16 protein-coding genes are annotated in these 19,745 nt (G+C 53.4%); 3 read left to right on the top strand and 13 right to left on the bottom strand.

Annotated elements, in window-relative coordinates; all coding sequences use genetic code 11:
- The first annotated feature begins 1 nt into the window (after position 1).
- The 3 genes from QN359_RS10325 (at position 2) to QN359_RS10315 (ending at position 3,759) form a co-directional block, all read left to right on the top strand.
- Positions 2-1,996, top strand: coding sequence for a DUF3488 and transglutaminase-like domain-containing protein (locus QN359_RS10325; protein ID WP_322249415.1), 1,995 nt, complete (start codon positions 2-4; stop codon positions 1,994-1,996).
- A 23-nt stretch (positions 1,997-2,019) separates the two neighbouring features.
- Positions 2,020-3,099: a lytic murein transglycosylase B gene (gene mltB, locus QN359_RS10320; RefSeq protein WP_322249416.1), complete on the top strand. Its 1,080-nt coding sequence runs from the start codon at positions 2,020-2,022 to the stop codon at positions 3,097-3,099.
- A gap of 360 nt (positions 3,100-3,459) precedes the next feature.
- Entirely contained in the window at positions 3,460-3,759 is a 300-nt protein-coding gene (locus QN359_RS10315) for a hypothetical protein (protein WP_110257001.1), read from the top strand.
- A 122-nt stretch (positions 3,760-3,881) separates the two neighbouring features.
- Here the strand turns inward: QN359_RS10315 and cysM are convergent, their stop codons facing one another.
- The 13 genes from cysM to gyrA all read right to left on the bottom strand — a co-directional run bounded on the left by cysM (position 3,882) and on the right by gyrA (position 19,481).
- Positions 3,882-4,784 carry a cysteine synthase CysM gene (gene cysM, locus QN359_RS10310; RefSeq protein WP_322249417.1) on the bottom strand — a complete coding sequence of 301 codons (903 nt, stop codon included), beginning with the start codon at positions 4,782-4,784 and terminating at the stop codon, positions 3,882-3,884.
- A gap of 167 nt (positions 4,785-4,951) precedes the next feature.
- Positions 4,952-5,884, bottom strand: coding sequence for a D-glycero-beta-D-manno-heptose-7-phosphate kinase (gene rfaE1, locus QN359_RS10305; RefSeq protein WP_323493275.1), 933 nt, complete (start codon positions 5,882-5,884; stop codon positions 4,952-4,954).
- Positions 5,885-5,892: 8 nt separating this feature from the next.
- Positions 5,893-7,266: a UDP-glucose/GDP-mannose dehydrogenase family protein gene (locus QN359_RS10300; RefSeq protein ID WP_322249418.1), complete on the bottom strand. Its 1,374-nt coding sequence runs from the start codon at positions 7,264-7,266 to the stop codon at positions 5,893-5,895.
- A gap of 98 nt (positions 7,267-7,364) precedes the next feature.
- Positions 7,365-8,540, bottom strand: a complete 1,176-nt coding sequence (gene lapB / locus QN359_RS10295; RefSeq protein ID WP_322249419.1) for a lipopolysaccharide assembly protein LapB — start codon at positions 8,538-8,540, stop codon at positions 7,365-7,367.
- 62 nt (positions 8,541-8,602) lie between these two features.
- The gene (locus QN359_RS10290; RefSeq protein WP_322249420.1) at positions 8,603-8,917 is read right to left on the bottom strand and encodes a LapA family protein; all 315 of its coding nucleotides are present in this window, start codon (positions 8,915-8,917) and stop codon (positions 8,603-8,605) included.
- 161 nt (positions 8,918-9,078) lie between these two features.
- Complete coding sequence (locus QN359_RS10285) at positions 9,079-9,384, bottom strand: integration host factor subunit beta (RefSeq protein WP_322249421.1); 306 nt, start codon at positions 9,382-9,384, stop codon at positions 9,079-9,081.
- A 30-nt stretch (positions 9,385-9,414) separates the two neighbouring features.
- Complete coding sequence (gene rpsA, locus QN359_RS10280; RefSeq protein WP_322249422.1) at positions 9,415-11,115, bottom strand: 30S ribosomal protein S1; 1,701 nt, start codon at positions 11,113-11,115, stop codon at positions 9,415-9,417.
- A gap of 309 nt (positions 11,116-11,424) precedes the next feature.
- On the bottom strand, positions 11,425-12,099 hold the full coding sequence (cmk, locus tag QN359_RS10275; protein WP_322249423.1) for a (d)CMP kinase: 675 nt from the start codon (positions 12,097-12,099) through the stop codon (positions 11,425-11,427).
- A 51-nt stretch (positions 12,100-12,150) separates the two neighbouring features.
- The gene (gene aroA, locus QN359_RS10270; RefSeq protein WP_322249424.1) at positions 12,151-13,482 is read right to left on the bottom strand and encodes a 3-phosphoshikimate 1-carboxyvinyltransferase; all 1,332 of its coding nucleotides are present in this window, start codon (positions 13,480-13,482) and stop codon (positions 12,151-12,153) included.
- A 42-nt stretch (positions 13,483-13,524) separates the two neighbouring features.
- The gene (locus QN359_RS10265) at positions 13,525-14,433 is read right to left on the bottom strand and encodes a prephenate dehydrogenase (RefSeq protein ID WP_322249425.1); all 909 of its coding nucleotides are present in this window, start codon (positions 14,431-14,433) and stop codon (positions 13,525-13,527) included.
- Positions 14,434-14,440: 7 nt separating this feature from the next.
- Positions 14,441-15,514 carry a prephenate dehydratase gene (gene pheA, locus QN359_RS10260; RefSeq protein ID WP_322249426.1) on the bottom strand — a complete coding sequence of 358 codons (1,074 nt, stop codon included), beginning with the start codon at positions 15,512-15,514 and terminating at the stop codon, positions 14,441-14,443.
- A gap of 178 nt (positions 15,515-15,692) precedes the next feature.
- Positions 15,693-16,796, bottom strand: coding sequence for a 3-phosphoserine/phosphohydroxythreonine transaminase (gene serC, locus QN359_RS10255; RefSeq protein WP_322249427.1), 1,104 nt, complete (start codon positions 16,794-16,796; stop codon positions 15,693-15,695).
- A gap of 42 nt (positions 16,797-16,838) precedes the next feature.
- Positions 16,839-19,481 (bottom strand): DNA gyrase subunit A, encoded by a 2,643-nt coding sequence (gene gyrA / locus QN359_RS10250; RefSeq protein WP_322249428.1) that lies wholly within the window; start codon positions 19,479-19,481, stop codon positions 16,839-16,841.
- Positions 19,482-19,745 lie beyond the last annotated feature (264 nt).

Raw genomic sequence — 19,745 nt, 5'->3', positions numbered from 1 at the left:
CGTGCGTTTACTCAGCAAACTGCCGACTTGGTCGCGCGATAAAACCGAAACCCTGTTATTGCTGCTGGCCTGTAGTGTCGTGCTGCTACCCCATGCCTTGCATCTGAGCACCTGGGTCACGCTGAGTTGCCTGGCAATGTTGCTATGGCGCAGTTACTTGACGCTCAGCGGGCGGCGCTTGCCGCCGCCTTGGTTGCTGCTGCCAGTGGCGACAGCGTTGATGCTGGCAGTTTACCTGACGCAACACAGCCTGTTCGGGCGCGAAGTCGGGGTCACTATGCTGAGCTTACTATTGACTTGCAAGTTACTCGAAATGCATGCGAAACGTGATCTGTTCGTGGTCACCTCGCTGGCTTTTTTCTTATTGCTGAGCAATTACTTTTATCAGCAAAGCATCGCCATCGCCGTACTTTCTCTGCTGGCCCTCACCCTGCTGCTGTGCGCGCAAATGTCGTTTCACTACAGCGTGGCTTTGCCGCCTTTACGTCAGCGCTTGCAACTCGCGGCCACCTTAGTCGGGCTGGCGGTGCCGCTGTGTCTGTGCGCCTTTGTCTTGTTTCCACGAATTTCCGGGCCGCTCTGGAGCTTGCCCGGCGATGCACACGCAGGCAAGACCGGCTTGTCCTCCGCCATGGCACCGGGCGGCATCAGCGACTTGGCACAATCGGAAGAATTGGTGTTTCGCGTCAAATTTGACCGCGCAATTGCGAATAAATCGTGGTTGTACTGGCGCGCCATCGTCATGAGCGACTTCGATGGCCGTAGTTGGCATGCCAGCGCTACCAGCGCCATCGATGAGAGCGCAGTGGAAGATGCGCCGGCACTGCAAATCGGCCAAGACATTGTGCTCGAACCGCAAGGTCAAAGTTGGCTGTTCGCGCTCGATCTGCCGCTGACCGGCGCGCGCAATGGCACGCAAATACTGGGCAAGCGTAACCATCAAGATGAATTGCGTAGCAACACCGCCGTCACCGAACGTCTGCGCTATCAAGTGCGCTCGGCACCGAACGCGCAGCGCGCCGCAGCGCTCACCCGCAGCGAACGCGCCGATGCCACGGAATTACCGCCCAACTACAACCCACGCACACTCGCCTTAGCCGCCGAACTCGCGCGCACTTACCCAGCCCCGGCGACGCTGATTCAAGCCGTGTTAATGAAATTTCGCCAAGAAGCATTCAGCTACACCTTAGAGCCACCGCTGTTAGGACGCAACAGTGTCGACGATTTCCTGTTCGTTACGCGGGCCGGCTTCTGCGAACATTTTGCCAGCGCCTTCGTGGTCCTGATGCGCGCCGCCGACATTCCGGCACGGGTGGTCACCGGCTATCAAGGGGGCCGACGCAACGATGTCGATGGCTTTTACGAAATCCGTCAGTCCGACGCCCACGCCTGGGCCGAAGTCTGGCTTGATGGCACAGGTTGGACCCGCGTCGACCCAACTGCCGCCGTGGCACCGGAACGGGTAATGCAAAATTTAGCCCGTGCCCTACCGTCGCGCGGCTTGGCCGCCTTGGTTGGCAATGCTTGGAGCCGCAACTCCTGGGCGCAAAACCTGCGCATGCACTGGGATGCCATGAACCATGCTTGGAACCAACGCGTGCTGGCTTACAACCAGCAATCGCAGCTCGCGCTGCTGGCCTCGCTCGGCTGGAAAGAGGTAGACTGGGCCCAGCTTGCCCTGCTGTTTTTCGGCATTGCGGCCGGCCTGTTGGCCTTGCTTGCCCTACCTATCATGCGTAACAAAGCGCCCCTGTCGAAAACGAATGCAGTATACTTGGCATTCTGCCGACGCATGGCGAGTAAAAACTGTCCCAAGCATTTAGCCGAAGGGCCATCAGCGTACTTGCAACGCTTGGAACACAGCCTGCCGCCGCACGCGTATCTGCCGGCGCAGGCGTTTTTACGCTGCTATATCGCGCTCACCTACGGCAAACCGACGCTGACGGAAGCTATTTCCGTCAAACAATTGAAAACCTTGCTAGCGGCCTGCCGCTGATCTTTTTTTTTGCGATTACCATTTTGAAATTTTCTCGCTTAGTCTCATTTTTTTGCCTTTCAGCCAGCTTGATACAGCCCGGCAGTGACGCCATCGCTGCCGCGAAAAGCAAACTCCCTCCCGCCGCGGCAACGAACACCGTTCACTTCGAGCAATGGCCAGAAGTCGCCGCGTTCTCCAATGATATGGCCAGTAAGCATGGCATCGATCCGGCTTATCTGCGCGCGGTCTTCGCGCGCACGCGCTATATCGAAAGCGCACGACAATTAATGCGTCCGGCACCGGCCGGTAAGCCCAAAAATTGGCAAGCCTACCGCGCCCGCTTCGTCGAAGGCAAACGGATTGCTGCCGGGCTGGCCTTTTGGGATAAATACAGCGCCACCTTGGAGCGGGCGCAAAAACAGTATGGCGTACCAGCGGAAATCATCGTCGGCTTGATCGGCGTCGAAACAATTTACGGCCAACATACCGGCAGTTTTCGCAGCATCGATGCGCTGACCACGCTGGCTTTTGACTACCCGGAAACCCCGACGCGCGATGCAAGAATGCAATTTTTCAAGCAAGAATTGGAAAGTCTGCTGTTAATTTCTAAAGAATCGGAAATCGACCCGTTTGCCTTCACCGGTTCCTATGCCGGTGCAATCGGCTGGCCGCAATTTATGCCTAGCAGTATACGCGCCTATGCGGTTGACTTCGATGGCGATGGCAAAATCAATCTCAGTACCTCCGCCGTCGATGCCATCGGCAGTGTCGCCAACTATCTCGCCGCCCATGGTTGGAAAGCCAACTTGCCGGTCGCATTTCCGGCCACGCTGACCGGCAGCGAGGCCCATACGGCAGAACTGCAAAGCAGCCTGAGCCAAGGACTCAAAGCCACTTATCTACTATCTGAACTCAGCGGCTTCCTCAGTACGGCCAGCAGTGCCGCACCGAGCACGATACAATATGGCGTGGTCGACTTACAAAATGGTGATGCCGCCACCGAGTATTGGCTGGGGAGTGAAAATTTCTTCGCCATCACACAATACAACCGCAGTTATTTTTACGCGATGTCGGTGTTTGAGCTTGGCCGTGTCATCGCGATCGCGCGCGAAAACCGCTGAGGTAGTGGATAGTTGACATTTGATATTTAAGGTTTAACAATATCTTTCACTTTAATCAATTGCTATACGGAAAGTTTTATCCAATACTGTGTTGCCAGCATGTGATTTTAGGCAATAAAAATATTGAATCTTGAAAAAATCCTTGAAAACAATTTGTACTTTCTTGTAATTTGAACTACAGTGCGAACATCTAGTTGATATTATGGCATGCAAACAAAGCAATATATCGGCAGATTTAACAATGTTTTGCTATTACTATGATAAGGGTTTTCTATTTTAAAGATACAATATTACCGTATGATTAATTCTCATTGAAGCAACTTAATCTCCAGCATCAATAGACAAGACAACGAGGTAATTATGGCAAATCTGACACAGCTTGAATCGGACGAGATCGATTACGATCCGAATAATCTTTTAGACACGCTGATCAAACAATTGCATTTGAAAAATGATGCAGCACTTTCCCGCGCTTTGGAAGTGGCACCACCAGTGATCAGTAAAATCAGACATCGTCGTTTGCCTGTAGGCGCGTCTTTGTTAATTCGCATGCATGAAATCAGTGATGTCAGCATCAAAGAATTGCGCGAACTGATGGGTGACCGTCGCGCCAAATTCCGCATCAGCGACAAGCAATTCAAGCCGAAAGACGCCGCATAATTTGCGCCGCGATTCCCATCAAGTGCCGGTAACGGCGGCTTGAAGGCGATATACCGAAATCACTCTGTCAGAGTCATTTCGGTATTTTTTTTAGAAAATTGTATTAATGTAACAATCAATCATCAGGCCGGAAATACGCCCGTCGACAAATAGCGGTCGCCGCGATCGCAGACGATGAACACGATGGTGGCATTTTCGACTGTTTGGGCGATGCGCAAAGCAATTTCACAGGCACCGGCGGCAGAAATACCGCAAAAAATCCCCTCTTCTACCGCCAAACGACGCGCCATTTGCTCGGCGTCCGACTGCGAAACGGACAGGACTTCATCGACCGCCGCCTTGTCGAAGATTTTCGGCATGTAGGCTTGTGGCCATTTACGGATGCCGGGAATTTGTGAGCCTTCTTCCGGTTGCGCTCCGATGATGCGAATCTGTGGATTTTCCTGCTTCAAATAAGCCGACACACCCATGATGGTGCCGGTGGTCCCCATGGCACTGACGAAATGCGTCACGCGGCCGCCGGTATCACGCCAAATTTCCGGACCAGTCCCTTCAAAATGTGCCAAGGGATTATCGGGATTGGCGAATTGATCAAGAATCACGCCCTTGCCTTCTTTTTGCATTTGCTCGGCCAAATCGCGTGCATATTCCATACCGCCTGTCTTGGGGGTGAGAATAATTTGCGCGCCATAGGCGGCCATACTCTGGCGCCGCTCAATGCTGAGGTTCTCGGGCATGAGCAAGAGCATCTTATAACCACGCATCGCCGCCGTCATTGCCAGCGCGATACCGGTGTTGCCACTGGTCGCTTCGATCAGGGTGTCACCAGGCTTGATCTGGCCACGTTGCTCGGCCCGCAACACCATCGACAAGGCTGGACGGTCTTTCACCGAACCGGCCGGGTTATTCCCTTCCAGCTTGCCGAGGATAATATTATTACGCAGGACATTGTCCGCGCCGGGAATACGCTGCAAACGCACCAGCGGGGTATGGCCGATTGTGTCTTCAATAGTCAGGTAGCGCATAGTCTTCATTTCAAAACAGTCAGAGCCCTATTCTAATCGTTTTCGTCCTTCGCGCTGCGGCAACGATCGCGCCGGGCTATAGACAGATTTCAAATAAGCTAATGTGAATCACGTGACGAATGAAACCGCCGCGACGGCTACGCCGTCACAGCGTTTTCACCCGTGCTTCACTGCGCTGGAAACAATTCTTGCTGCGACACAGTGGCGGTACCCAGCTTGCCAACCACAATCCCGGCAGCGCGGTTGGCGATGACCACGGACTGCTCCATCGACATGCCTTGCGCCATCATCACTGCCATGGTGGCGATCACGGTGTCACCGGCGCCCGAGACATCAAACACTTCGCGCGCCATGGTCGGCACGTGCGTTACGGCGGCCTCGGTATAGAGCGTCATGCCTTCTTCCGAACGGGTCAGCAACAAGCCTTGTAGCCCCAAGTCGGTGCGCATCGCCTGCGCCTTCTCAGTCAATTCGGCTTCACTATCCCACTCACCGACAATTTGCCTTAATTCCGATTTATTCGGCGTGAGTAAGCTGGCGCCACGGTAGCGAGAAAAATCGCTGCCCTTCGGGTCGACCAAGATCAACTTGCCGGCCGCCGTCGCGCCACTGATCATAGCGGCCACATTGACCAAGCCACCCTTGGCATAATCGGACAAGACCACCACATCACAGGTAGTCAGCAAGGCATTGTAGCGGTTGAGTTTATCGCTCAGCACATGGGCGGTCGGGCGCTCTTCAAAATCGATCCGTATCAATTGCTGCTGCCGCCCGATCACGCGCAATTTGATGATCGTTGAAATTTCGCGATCCCGACTCAAATAACTGGTGATGCCCGATTTTTTCAGCATCGCCTCGATGGCGTCGCCAGCTTCATCCTCGCCTATCACGCCGAGCAAGCTGGTCGTCACGCCAAGTGCGGCGACATTGAGCGCCACGTTCGAGGCACCGCCCAGACGCTCCTCGCGCCGCTGCACGCGCACTACCGGCACCGGTGCTTCCGGCGAGATACGATTGACTTCGCCGAACCAATACCGGTCGAGCATGACATCACCGGCAATCAGTATGCGTTTTTTGGCGCTATCGAGTAAGGCGTTCACAAGCATCCTCACTTACGCGTCAGTACCGAGCGGCCAATGCCGTGGTATTCAATGCCAAGTTCCGTCATCAGAGCGGGCTCGAACAAATTACGGCCATCAAAGATCACGGCTTGCTTCAAGCGTGCTTTGACTTGGTCAAAGTCGGGACTACGAAAAGCCTTCCATTCGGTCACGATGGCCAGGGCATCAGCACCATCAAGGGCATCCATAGGATTGGCAGCGAAGCGTATTTTTTCCAACAATTCCGGCGCATCGTAGAAATCGAGTTCCAGTACTCGCTGCGCTTCTTCCATCGCGACCGGATCATACACGGCCACCGAGGCGCCATTGCGCAGCAATTCGCCCAACAAGACACGGGAAGACGCTGCCCGCATGTCATCGGTATTGGGTTTGAAGGCCAAACCCCAAACGGCAAAATGCCGACCGACCAATTTATTGTCAAAGCGCTGCAAAATCTTCGTTCCCAGCACCTGCTTTTGCCGTGCATTGACCGCTTCGACCGCTTGCAGTATCAGTAAATTAAGACCGTAATCTTGCGCCGTGCGCTCCAGGGCTTGCACATCTTTCGGAAAGCATGAGCCGCCATAGCCGCAGCCGGCATATAAAAAGCTGTGGCCGATGCGCGGATCAGAACCGATACCATGCCGTACCGCTTCGATATCAGCACCGACATGGTCGGCCAAATTCGCCAACTCATTCATGAATGAAATCCGCGTCGCCAGCATGGCATTGGCCGCGTATTTGGTAAATTCTGCCGAACGCACATCCATCCAATGCATGCGTTCATGGTTACGATTGAACGGCGCATACAGTTTTTTCATCAATGCGCGCGCCTTCTCGCCAGAAGGCGAGGTATCGCAGCCAATGACAATGCGATCAGGCCGCATGAAATCTTCGACCGCCGCACCTTCCTTCAAAAACTCCGGATTCGAGACCACCGAAAAACCAATCTGGGCAGGACGCAAAGCGAGTTCGGCGCTGATGGCGCCCGCAACGCGATCGGCGGTACCGACCGGCACCGTCGACTTATCGACCACCACTTTGAAATTTTTCATATACTTGCCGATGTTGCGCGCGGCTGCCAACACATATTGCAAGTCGGCCGAACCATCTTCATCCGGCGGCGTGCCGACCGCAATGAACTGCACATCACCGTGGGCCACACTGGCTTCGATGTCAGTCGAAAAAGTCAAGCGCCCGGCCGCCCGATTGCGCGCCACGACTTCTTCCAAGCCCGGCTCATGAATCGGAATGCCGCCACCGTTAAGGATTTGGATTTTCCGCTCATCAACATCAAGACAAAACACATCATTGCCCAATTCAGCCAGGCAAGCGCCTGTAACGAGGCCAACGTAACCGGTACCGATAATAGTAATTTTCATTTGGTGATCACAATTTCAAAAAATGTTGTGTTCAAAGAGTAAGCCTGTACTTACCGCCATAAGGACAGCTGGGTAGCACGCCGATCAGTTAATTGCAGTCAATTCATTACATTCAATTCTTCGGTGCGGCGCGGTGGGTAAGTTTCCCAGCGACTGCATCCAGGGCAATGCCAATAAAACTGGCGGGCCTTGAAACCACAATGCGAGCATTGGTAGCGCGCCAGCTTTTGCGCATAGCCATGCACGAGGTTTTTAACCAGTGCCAGTTCCGGCCGAAATTCGTTTGGTACATTCAGCATGCGGGCATCGAGTAATTTATCGAGACCCAACAGCGTCGGGGTGCGCCGCAACTCATCACTGACCAGCACATTGGCCGCTTCCACCGTATCGAGCTCCAGCGTGGCTTTGAACGCCACTTCGAGCAAATCGACCGAGGGTGCTTCGGCCAGATAGTTCTTGAGCAAATTCAAGCCTTCCTGCGGCCGTTCCAGCTTACGGTAGCCATCCATCAGGCGCTGGGCGACCAAGGCCACGTGGGGTACGCTTTGCTGCTCGACGCGCCGCCACGTCAGCACAGCTTGCTCGATCTCGCCGTTGGCCAGTTGCACATCACCGATCAGCATCGTGGCGCGCACATTCATGCGATCGGTCGCCAAGGCCTTATCGAGCGATGCCAAGGCCGCAGCGGAATTGGTATGCACCAACTCATCTTGCGCAATTTCACAATAAAACTGCGCGATCTCTTTCTGACGGCCACCGGCACCGGCTTCCTGCAAGGCATGGGCAGCCTCAATGGCACGCGCCCATTCTTTTTCGCGCTGATAAATTTCCAACAAAGCGCGACGTGCCTGCGCTTCATAGTTGCCCGACAACAGCAGGTTGAAAGTTTCCTCGGCACGGTCTAGCAAGCCCGCCTTCAAATAATCTTGACCGAGTTCGTAGCAGGCCTGGGTTTTCAATTCGGCTGGCAAATCGGGCCGCGCCAGCATATTCTGATGCACCCGTATCGCCCGCTCGGTTTCACCGCGACGGCGAAACAAAATACCGAGCGCGAAATGCAGCTCTACCGCCTCGGGATCGAGCCGCACGATTTCGATGAAGGCATCGATGGCCTTGTCAGGCTGCTCATTGAGCAGGAAATTCAAGCCCTTGAAATAACCGTTGGGCAAACTGCGCGATTCTGATAACAATTGCCGAATATCAACGCGCGCAGCCAACCAGCCGAGAGTAAAAAACAAGGGGATGCCCAGCAACCACCAAATTTCAAATTCCATTTTTTCTTATTTTCTTTCTTGGTTCAATTGGTGCCGCCTGCCGGGGGCTTGAACAAATAGTTTCAGGTAGAGCGAATGCTATCAGCTTGCGGTGCTTCCGTGCTCGCTCGCTCGGCGGCAATACGTTCTTTTTCCATCTCGGCCAAAGTATTTTTGTGACGCGACACATCTCGACGATGGCGAAACACGATAGGCACCATCGCCAAAATACCAACGACGGCACCGGCGACGAAAAATACCAGCAACATCAATACCAGTGGCCCCTTCTGCTCATAACCGAAAAAATAGCGCAGCGTCACTTCACCATCGTTTTTCAAGGCAAAGCCAAAAAATAGGATGAATAGAATGACGGCAAACAGTCTGGAAACATATTTCATGGGAGTATCCTCATCAGTGAAGAAAAAAACGTGGAAGCTAAATCGATGTTGCGTCCACATACAGGATATTGTACTCAAAAAAAACGGCATACCGGAGGAAACCGATATACCGTTTTTTAATTTATGTCAATCACGAAGCACCATGACTCGTCTGTAAAAACCTAGTCATCGTGTATCGGTTGCCCTACCATTGCATCTACACGTTCGCGCAATTCCTTGCCCGGTTTGAAGTGTGGTACCCGTTTTTCGGGAACCATCACTTTATCGCCCGACTTCGGATTGCGACCGATGCGCGGTGGACGGCTGTTGAGAGCAAAGCTGCCGAAACCACGGATCTCGATACGTTGCCCAGTTGCCAAGGCATCGGACATCGCATCAAGGATGGTTTTGACAGCGACATCCACATCTTTAGCTACCAGTTGTGGATACCGCTCCGCCAGACGAGCTATCAGCTCCGACTTCGTCATATGAATAAAACCTGCGGACTGAGCTTGCGCTTAGTTTTTGTTGTCGAACTTAGCTTTCAACAACGCGCCCAGGCTAGTTGTACCGGAAGCAGCGTTCGAATCTGTAGAGATTTTTTGCATTGCTTCTTGAGTTTCAACACTGTCTTTCGCTTTGATCGACAATTGGATGCCACGGGCTTTGCGATCGATATTCAATACCAAAGCTTCAACACTGTCGCCGACTTTCAGGTGTGTACCAGCATCTTCCACGCGGTCGCGCGAAATTTCGGAAGCACGCAAGTAGCCTTCTACATCTTCAGCCAATTGGATCACTGCGCCTTTGGCTTCAACCGATTTAACGGTACCGATGACTACAGCGCCTTTGTCGTTCATTGCGCAGTAGTTATTGAACGGATCGCCTTCGAGTTGCTTAACACCAAGGGAAACGCGTTCACGTTCAACATCGATGGCCAACACGATGGCTTCGAGTTCGTCACCTTTTTTGAACTTGCGAACCGCTTCTTCACCAGCTTCGTTCCACGACAAATCGGACAAATGCACCAGACCGTCGATGTTACCGGACAAGCCGATGAACACGCCGAAGTCAGTGATCGATTTGATCGCGCCGCGGACTTTATCGCCCTTCTTGTGGTTGATCGCGAAATCATCCCATGGATTGGCTTTGCACTGTTTCATACCCAAGCTGATACGACGACGTTCTTCGTCGATTTCCAGAACCATGACTTCTACTTCGTCGCCCAATTGAACAACTTTATTTGGTGCCACGTTTTTGTTAGTCCAATCCATTTCGGAAACGTGGACCAAACCTTCAATACCTTGTTCGACTTCAACGAAGGCGCCGTAGTCGGTGAGGTTCGTGACTTTACCGAACAAACGGGTATTGGCTGGGTAACGACGCGACAGACCTGTCCATGGATCATCGCCCAATTGTTTTACGCCCAGGGAAACACGGTTTTTCTCTTGATCAAATTTCAAGACTTTAGCCGTGATTTCTTGGCCGACCGTCAACACCTCGGAAGGGTGACGAACACGACGCCATGCCAAATCAGTGATGTGCAACAAGCCATCGATACCGCCGAGGTCAACGAAGGCGCCATAGTCAGTGATATTTTTGACGATACCAGTAACAACGGTACCTTCTTTGAGTGTTTCCATCAATTTCTGACGTTCTTCACCCATCGATGCTTCAACCACGGCACGACGTGACAAGACCACGTTGTTGCGTTTACGATCAAGCTTGATGACCTTGAATTCCATGGTCTTGCCTTCGTACGGTGTGGTATCTTTCACCGGACGTGTATCGACCAAAGAACCTGGCAAGAAGGCACGGATGCCGTTGGTCAGAACAGTCAGACCACCTTTGACTTTGCCATTGACCGTACCAGTAACGATCTCGCCGGACTCGAGCGCTTTTTCCAGCGCGAGCCACGAAGCCAAACGTTTCGCTTTGTCGCGGGACAAAATTGTATCGCCGAAACCGTTTTCCAGCGAATCAATCGCTACGGAAACGAAATCGCCGATATTAACTTCCAAGTCGCCTTGGTCGTTTTTGAATTCTTCAACAGGAATAAATGCTTCTGATTTGAGGCCGGCGTTAACGATCACGAAGTTGTGGTCGATACGAACGACTTCAGCAGAAATCACTTCACCGGAACGCATATCCTGGCGTGACAAGGACTCTTCGAACAAAGCTGCGAAGCTATCTGCACCGGTTGCGAAATCTTGAGACATGAAAACAGTAGACATAGTATTTACGAGTTAGCCGGAACAAAACAAAGGCTTTGTTTACCGGGTTAGGTTAACACACCCCGCTCCCTCATCAGCACGACAAGAGCAGCAGGACTTGATGCACAGCAGACCAATTAACCGGTCTGCCGATATAAAAATGATTGGAATGAAGAACCAGCGCGCCGATCAGCCTCGACCATGTTCAGCAAAGCAGTCGCCGCTACTTTACCGTCGCTACTTTACCGTCGCTACTTTACAGTCGCTACTTTACAGTCGCTACTTTACCGTATTACGCAGCGCTTATCGCATACGCTACTGCACCGCACGCAAGACCTGAGCGTAGCTCTGCAGCACTTGTTCGACGGCTTGCTCTGCCGTCATATCAGAGGTATCGAGAATTTTTGCGCCCGGCGCCGGCTTAAGCGGCGCAGCAGCGCGTTCACTGTCGCGCGCATCGCGTTCTGTCAAATCTTTTACCAAGTTTTCCATATTAGCAGAAATTCCCTTTTCAATCAATTGCTTATATCGGCGTCCGGCGCGCGCCTCAGCACTTGCTGTTAAGAAAACTTTTAAACTCGCATCAGGGAAAATTACCGAGCCCATATCGCGGCCATCGGCCACCAAGCCTGGTGCCTGACGAAACGACACTTGCAAATCAATTAATGCTTTTCTGACCTCTGGCAAGACCGCAATGCGCGATGCCGCCACGCCTATCGCTTCAGCACGCACCAAGTCAGTCACATCCTGCTCTTCGAGCAATACATGCCCGTGCGCAAAACGACACGGCAAGCTACGCGCCAGCAGCGCGATAGCCGGCGCATCACTGAGCGCGACCTCATGGCGCTGCGCCATCAAGGCCGTCAAGCGATACAAAGCGCCGGAATCGAGGTAATGAAAACCGAGGTGCTTGGCGACCCGGTGCGCCACTGTCCCTTTGCCGGAAGCAGTGGGACCATCGATCGTAATGACAGGACTTAACATAGACATGCGCGACTTTGTAGGGTGAAAAATGCGAGGAATACCACCATCATAGGCCATTTAAAATAAGTCTTCATGCACGATGCTGGCAAAGGCTGCAAAATAATCGGGAAAAGTTTTTGCCACACAATGCGGATCGTTGATGCGAACGGCCGCACCTCGACGTGCCTTGCCATCCAAACTGGCGAGTGAAAAACACATCGCCATACGGTGATCATCATAGGTAGCTATGCTCGCTGGCAACATTTTACCGGGCGGCGTCACACGCATATAATCGACCCCCTCTTCGATCACGGCACCTAGCTTGCGCAACTCGATCGCCATGGCCGCCAAGCGATCAGTTTCCTTGACGCGCCAGCTGGCGATATTGCGCAGCGTCGTGGTGCCGTCCGCATACAAGGCGGCAATCGCGATCGTCATGGCGGCATCGGGAATATGATTGCAATCCATATCAATGGCGCGCAACACCCCATTCGACTGCACTTCTATCCAATTCTCGCCACGTGTCACCGTCGCCCCCATTTGCTCCAGCGCTTCGGCAAAGCGCACATCGCCTTGAATACTATCGCGCCCAACCCCCTCCACCCGCACCGGCCCACCGGCAATCGCACCGGCCGCCAAAAAATACGAAGCCGACGAGGCATCGCCTTCGACATGAATACTGCCGGGCGAACGATAGTGTTGGCCTGATGCAATTGTAAACGTTTGCCAGCCATCGCGCTGCACCGTCACGCCAAAGCGCTGCATCAGGTTAAGCGTGATTTCTATATAGGGCTTGGAAATCAAGTCCCCCACCACCTCGATCACCACTTCATGTTGTTTTGCCATCAGTGGTGCGGCCATCAAGAGCGCGGTCAGGAATTGACTGGAAACACTTCCTTTGACTTGCAAGCGAGCGGCATGCAAATGACCGCGGCGGATATGCAAAGGAGGAAAACCAGGCGTGCCCGTGTAGGCAATTTGCGCACCAGCATGATTCAAGGCATCAACCAAATCACCGATAGGCCGCTCATGCATACGAGCAACCCCATGCACCGTATAGTCGCCACCCAACACCGCCAGCGCCGCGACCAGTGGGCGTATCGCCGTACCGGCATTGCCCATGAACAAATCTGCCTGATGCTGAGGAAAATTCCCAGCGGCACCGATGACTTGATAATCATGGCTATCGCCATGTTGTTGCCAGCGCACGCCGAGTTTTTGCAAGGCAGACAACATCACCATGGTGTCATCCGAAGCCAACAAATCCTTGATCTCGGTAGTCCCTTCAGACAAGGCTGCCAGCAGCAAAGTACGATTCGAAATACTCTTGGAACCCGGCAAGCGCACCGTGCCCTGCACACGCATCACTGGTGCCAAGTCAATATAAGGGGGGAAATGTTTTTGATTCATGGCTCTTCTGCTTTCATTGCTCAGTTCAAACTCGCGGCGACCTCAGTCACCGCCTCCGGCGCGCTGTTGTTCGGCCGCTTCAATTGCGCTAATCCAGTTATGCCGCGCGCTTTGCGCATTGGCATACACCGCGTTAATGGCCGCACCATCGGCCTGCAGCAAATGCCCACGCAAGGCCTGCAGATTACTCATATAGGAATCCAATTCAGCCAGCAAGGCACTGCGATTGGCCAAACTGATATCGCGCCACATTTCCGGCGACGAACCGGCAATGCGTGTGAAATCTCGAAAACCGCTGGCCGCATACTGGAACAAGGTATCGGCATGCGGCTTTTTCGCAATATCATCGACTAAGGCATACGCCAGCAAATGCGGCAAATGACTAACCGCAGCAAACACGGTGTCGTGCGTGCTCGGATCGAGATAATGAATAATCGCACCGCACTGCTGCCACGCAGCGGCAACCCGGGCGACATCGGCCGGGCGATTTTCCGCCAAGGCGGTGATCACTGCTTTTTTGCCGCGATACAAATCGCTCAAGGCCGCTTGCGGTCCATTGAGTTCACGCCCGGCAATCGGATGGGCTGGCACAAACTGGCCGATACGCTCGCCCAGTGCAGCACGCGCGGCGGCTACGACATCCGACTTGGTGCTGCCGGCATCGGTAACGATGGTGGTCGGTGCTAAAAATGGCGCAATGCTCGCTAAAATGGCCTCGGTCTGTGCCACCGGTGCGGCAATCAATACCAAGTCGGCATCGCGCACCGCCTGCGCCGGTGAATCGGCAATACTGTCGATGATGCCAAGTTCCAATGCCGTCTGCAAGGAAGCGCGGCTGCGTCCGGCCCCAACGATGTGGGCAACGGCACCGGCTTGTTTCAACGCCAGCGCAAACGAGCCACCTATCAGTCCGACGCCGAAGATGGCGATTTTCTGAAACCCTGTCTGCATCACTGCCTCACAAGGTGCAAGGATAGGAACCGAGCACCTTGAAGAAGGCGGCTTGATCCTTGAGCTCGGCCATGGCCGCAGCGACCTTGGCCTCTTGCACATGCCCTTCGACATCGACATAGAAATAATATTCCCAATTGCCGGTACGAGCAGGACGCGACTCGAAGCGCGTCATCGACACCCCATGCACCTCTAAAGGTGCGAGCAACTTGTATACGGCACCAGCCTTGTTGGGCGTGGCCAGCACGATCGAGGTTTGATCTTTCCCGCTCGGCGTGGTCTGCAAGCGACCAATCACGGCAAAACGGGTGCGGTTATGTGGATCATCTTGAATATGGGTACTGACAATGCCGAGCGCATATTGTTGGCCGGCGATTTCACCGGCAATCGCCGCCACACCAGCGTCTCCGCTGGCCATACGCGCCGCTTCGGCATTCGAGGCCACCGCTTGCCGCTCGATTTGCGGATAATGCTGATTGAGCCAAGTTTGACATTGCGCCAGCGCTTGCGAATGGGCGCAAATGCGCGTCACCCCAGCCATGCCGCCCGACTTACTCATCAAACTGTGCTGCACCGGAATGGCCAACTCGCCGCTGATAATCAAACTGGTTTGCAACAGTAAATCGAGGGTACGATTCACCGCCCCTTCGGTCGAATTTTCTATCGGCACCACGCCAAAATCAGCCGTACCCGCTTCGGTAGCGCGAAACACTTCATCAATCGACACACATGGCAAGGCTTCGATGGCGTGGCCGAATTGTTGATACACCGCTTGTTCGCTGAAGGTACCGATCGGGCCCAAAAAGGCCACGACCACACGCCGCTCCAAGGCCCGGCAAGCCGACATGATTTCGCGGAAAATCAATTGAATATCGGCACTCAGCAAAGGCCCCGGGTTACGTTCGGCCACGCTGCGCAAAACCTGCGCTTCGCGCTCCGGGCGAAACACCGGTGCATTGGTTTCTGCTTTGACGTGACCAACCTGCTCGGCTACGCGCGCACGGGCATTGAGTAAATCGAGAATTTGTGTATCGATGGCGTCAATTTGATGACGCAAAGGGAGTAATTTATTGTCGCTCATGGAATACCTGAAAACCGTGTTGAATAATGATGACAGTGCGCCGGCAGCGCACTGCGGAGAATAAGACTGTCCGCTCACCAGACTTGTGGTCGGGTCCGGCAACACCACACGGTCCAGAACCAAGCTGGCAATGGGTTGCCGCAGGCGTCGATCAACGCCGGGCACATCCTTGGACTACTCAGGCAGGCGTCAGTGCAAAATCATGCATAAAACTAAGCAGCGCCTGTACGCCAGCCAGTGGCATGGCGTTATAAATCGAGGCGCGCATGCCGCCTACCGATTTATGTCCCTTCAATTGCAGCAAACCGCGCTCTTTGGCCGCGGCCAAGAAGGCCGCATTCAAACTTTCATCTTTAAGAAAGAAGGGCACATTCATGCGCGAGCGGCAATCGGGTGCGATGCGGTTTTCATAAAAATCACTCTGGTCGAGATAATCATACAAGAGCTTGGCCTTGGCAATATTCTGTTGCTCCATCGCCGCCACACCGCCCTGCCGCTTAAGCCACTGGAATACCAAGCCGGCAATATAGATCGCATAGGTCGGCGGGGTGTTGTACATGGAATCATTATCGGCGATCAGCTTCCAGTCAAATGCCGAGGGGCAACACGGCAAAGCATGACCGAGCAAATCTTCGCGCACAATGACAATAGTCAAACCGGCCGGACCGATATTTTTTTGCGCCCCACCATAAATGACACCATACGCCGAGACATCGATGACGCGCGACAAAATATGTGACGACATATCGGCCACCAGCGGCGCGCCATGAGTGGCGGCGGCAACCTCAGGGGCGAACTGGTATTCCACCCCATCGATGGTTTCATTGCTGCAGATATGCACGTAAGCCGCATCAGCGCTAAGCTGCCAGTCGGCACGCGGCGGAATGCTGGAAAACTGCTGCGCCGCAGACGAAGCCGCCACATTGACCTGACAATATTTGGCCGCTTCCTTGATCGACTTGCTCGACCAAGAACCGGTATTGATATAGTCAACTGTGGCCGGCTGTGCTTTGCGTCCGACTAAATTCATCGGAATGATCGCATTTTCTGCGATCGCGCCGCCTTGCAAGAACAAGACTTTATAATTATCGGGAATCGCCAGCAAATCGCGTAAATCGCGCTGTGCTGCTGCCAGAATCGACATGAACTCGCTACCACGATGACTCATCTCCATGACCGACATACCGCTGCCATGCCAATCGAGCATTTCGGCCGCAGCCTGTTGCAATACCGCTTGCGGCAACACGGCCGGACCTGCTGAAAAATTATAAATCGTCGTCATCGCGCTCATCCCTTACTTGCCTCGTTCTTACTTACCTCGTGATTACTCGCTGGCCGCTTCCGCGCCGTCGTCCGCCTCACCGATCGCTTCCACGGCATCGGTATCGGCATCGGTTTCAACAATGCGCTGCAAGCCGGAAAGCTTGGTGCCATCTTCCACAGCGATCAAAGTCACACCTTGTGTGGCGCGGCCCATTTCGCGAATTTCCGCTACCCGTGTGCGTATCAGTACGCCGCCCGTAGTGATGAGCATGATTTCATCCGCCGCTTCCACCAGCGTCGCAGCGACGACCTTGCCGTTACGCTCGGACGTTTGAATCGCAATCATGCCCTTGGTACCACGACCGTGGCGCGTATACTCAAGAATCGGCGTGCGTTTGCCGTAACCATTTTCGGTTGCCGTCAGTACCGATTGCTGTTCGTTTTCTGCGACCAACAAGGCAATAACCTGCTGCGCTTCATCAAGATTCATACCGCGTACACCACGCGCCGTACGGCCCATAGGACGCACATCATTTTCATCGAAGCGCACCGCTTTGCCGGAATCAGAAAACAGCATCACATCATGCTTGCCATCAGTCAGCGCGGCACCGATGAGGAAATCACCGTCATCGAGATCGACGGCGATGATGCCGGCTTTACGCGGATTACTGAAATCCTTCAGTGGTGTTTTCTTGACCGTACCAAGACTAGTCGCCATAAAGACATAATGGTCTTCCGGGAAGCTGCGATTCACGCCCGACAAAGGCAGAATCACGGTGATTTTTTCACCATCTTGCAAGGGGAACATATTGACGATAGGCTTGCCGCGCGAAGTACGCGAACCCTGCGGCACTTCCCACACTTTGAGCCAATACAAACGGCCACGATTACTGAAACACAAGATGTAATCATGAGTATTAGCAACAAATAGTTGTTCGATCCAGTCATCATCTTTGGTAGCAGTAGCTTGCTTGCCACGGCCGCCGCGTTTTTGTGCACGGTATTCCGACAAGGGCTGCGACTTCATGTAACCGGTATGCGACAAGGTTACGACCATATCTTGCGGCGTGATCAAATCTTCGGTTTCGAGATCGGTAGCGTTGTGCGTAATTTCAGAACGACGTACATCCTTGTTGCCTTCGCCGTATTCGTTTTTAGCCAAGGTCAACTCATCGGTGATGATCACGGTGACACGTTCAGGCTTAGACAAAATATCGAGTAAATCAGCGATTTCTGCCATCACGTCTTTATACTCGTTGACGATCTTATCCTGCTCCAGACCAGTCAAGCGTTGCAAACGCATCTGCAGAATTTCTTGCGCCTGATCATCCGACAATTTATACAGACCGTCGGTTTGTATGCCGTAATGTACCGGTAAATTTTCCGGACGGAAGGCAGCGATACCGGCCGGATTATCGGCAGCGGTACGAGTCAACATTTCACGCACCATGGAACTGTCCCAGGCCCGCGTCATCAATTCTTGCTTGGCGATAGGTGGCGTCGGTGCCGCTTTGATGATGGCGATGAAATCATCGATATTCGCCAAGGCGACCGCCAAACCTTCGAGCACATGACCGCGATCGCGCGCTTTGCGCAATTCGAACACGGTACGACGCGTCACCACTTCACGCCTATGCGACAGGAAACACTCGAGCATTTGCTTGAGATTAAGCAGCTTAGGCTGGCCATTGACCAGCGCTACCATATTCATGCCGAAGGTATCTTGCAACTGCGTTTGCTTGTACAGATTATTCAAGACCACGTCCGGCACTTCGCCACGCTTGAGCTCAATCACAACACGCATGCCCGACTTATCCGATTCATCGCGAATATCGGAAATGCCTTCAAGCTTTTTATCACGCACCAGCTCGGCGATGCGCTCAAGCAGCGATTTTTTATTCACTTGGTAAGGCAATTCGTCAACGATCAAGGCCGTGCGATTTTCTTTCCCATACTCTTCGAAATGCGTTTTAGCGCGCATGACTACTCGGCCGCGCCCGGTACGATAACCATCACGCACACCGGAGACGCCATAAATAATACCGGCGGTAGGAAAATCCGGTGCCGGAATGATTTCGATCAAATCATCGATGCTGCAATCGGCATTACGCAATACATGCAAGGCACCGTTGATGACCTCAGTAATATTATGCGGCGGAATATTCGTCGCCATACCAACCGCAATACCGGAAGCACCGTTGATGAGCAGATTCGGGATCCGCGTCGGCAGCACCGATGGTTCTCTTTCCTTGCCATCATAGTTAGGCACGAAATCGACGGTTTCTTTTTCGATGTCAGCCAGAATTTCATTAGCGATTTTATCGAGTCGGCACTCGGTGTAGCGCATCGCCGCCGCATTATCGCCATCGACCGAACCGAAGTTCCCCTGACCATCGACTAATGTATACCGCAAAGAAAAATCTTGCGCCATGCGCACCAGCGTATCGTAAATCGAGGCGTCACCATGCGGGTGATACTTACCCATCACTTCACCGACAACGCGCGCGCATTTGACGAAAGGACGGTTATACACATTATTCATTTCATGCATCGCGAAGAGCACGCGACGATGCACAGGCTTCAAGCCATCACGCACATCCGGCAAGGCACGACCGACGATCACGCTCATGGCGTAATCGAGGTAGCTCTTGCGCATTTCTTCTTCAAGGGAAATCGGGAGTGTTTCTTTTGCGAATTGATCCATTGGCAGGCCGGCAAGTTAAAGCTTGGTTAATTGATGACATCAATGACAATCCGTAGCGGGCTTTGTGAGCTGGGTAAAAATTTCAGCCGACCCGAATTGACCTGAGGTTTAACTCTTGATTCTAACATGCCTGCAGGGCCATCAGCGCCATTTCTAGCAAATTGGACCACGCCAAACCATGGGCACTACCACGGCAGCGAGCACTAAGCAGCCAGAAGAACAAGCGCGGCCACTCAGAACAGCGCGTATAAACACCGTGGATGA

The sequence above is a fragment of the Undibacterium sp. 5I2 genome (genome assembly GCF_035019605.1).
In the GTDB taxonomy this organism is placed as follows: domain Bacteria; phylum Pseudomonadota; class Gammaproteobacteria; order Burkholderiales; family Burkholderiaceae_D; genus Undibacterium.
This window is presented reverse-complemented; position numbering and strand designations above follow the sequence as displayed.

Excerpts from the sequence above, each read along its gene's own strand:
- QN359_RS10315 (WP_110257001.1), top strand. The coding sequence starts at position 3,460 with ATGGCAAATCTGACACAGCTTGAATCGGACGAGATCGATTACGATCCG.
- cysM (WP_322249417.1), bottom strand. The coding sequence starts at position 4,784 with ATGCGCTACCTGACTATTGAAGACACAATCGGCCATACCCCGCTGGTG.
- QN359_RS10300 (WP_322249418.1), bottom strand. The coding sequence starts at position 7,266 with ATGAAAATTACTATTATCGGTACCGGTTACGTTGGCCTCGTTACAGGC.
- lapB (WP_322249419.1), bottom strand. The coding sequence starts at position 8,540 with ATGGAATTTGAAATTTGGTGGTTGCTGGGCATCCCCTTGTTTTTTACT.
- QN359_RS10290 (WP_322249420.1), bottom strand. The coding sequence starts at position 8,917 with ATGAAATATGTTTCCAGACTGTTTGCCGTCATTCTATTCATCCTATTT.
- QN359_RS10285 (WP_322249421.1), bottom strand. The coding sequence starts at position 9,384 with ATGACGAAGTCGGAGCTGATAGCTCGTCTGGCGGAGCGGTATCCACAA.
- rpsA (WP_322249422.1), bottom strand. The coding sequence starts at position 11,115 with ATGTCTCAAGATTTCGCAACCGGTGCAGATAGCTTCGCAGCTTTGTTC.
- cmk (WP_322249423.1), bottom strand. The coding sequence starts at position 12,099 with ATGTCTATGTTAAGTCCTGTCATTACGATCGATGGTCCCACTGCTTCC.
- aroA (WP_322249424.1), bottom strand. The coding sequence starts at position 13,482 with ATGAATCAAAAACATTTCCCCCCTTATATTGACTTGGCACCAGTGATG.
- QN359_RS10265 (WP_322249425.1), bottom strand. The coding sequence starts at position 14,433 with ATGCAGACAGGGTTTCAGAAAATCGCCATCTTCGGCGTCGGACTGATA.
- pheA (WP_322249426.1), bottom strand. The coding sequence starts at position 15,514 with ATGAGCGACAATAAATTACTCCCTTTGCGTCATCAAATTGACGCCATC.
- serC (WP_322249427.1), bottom strand. The coding sequence starts at position 16,796 with ATGACGACGATTTATAATTTTTCAGCAGGTCCGGCCGTGTTGCCGCAA.
- gyrA (WP_322249428.1), bottom strand. The coding sequence starts at position 19,481 with ATGGATCAATTCGCAAAAGAAACACTCCCGATTTCCCTTGAAGAAGAA.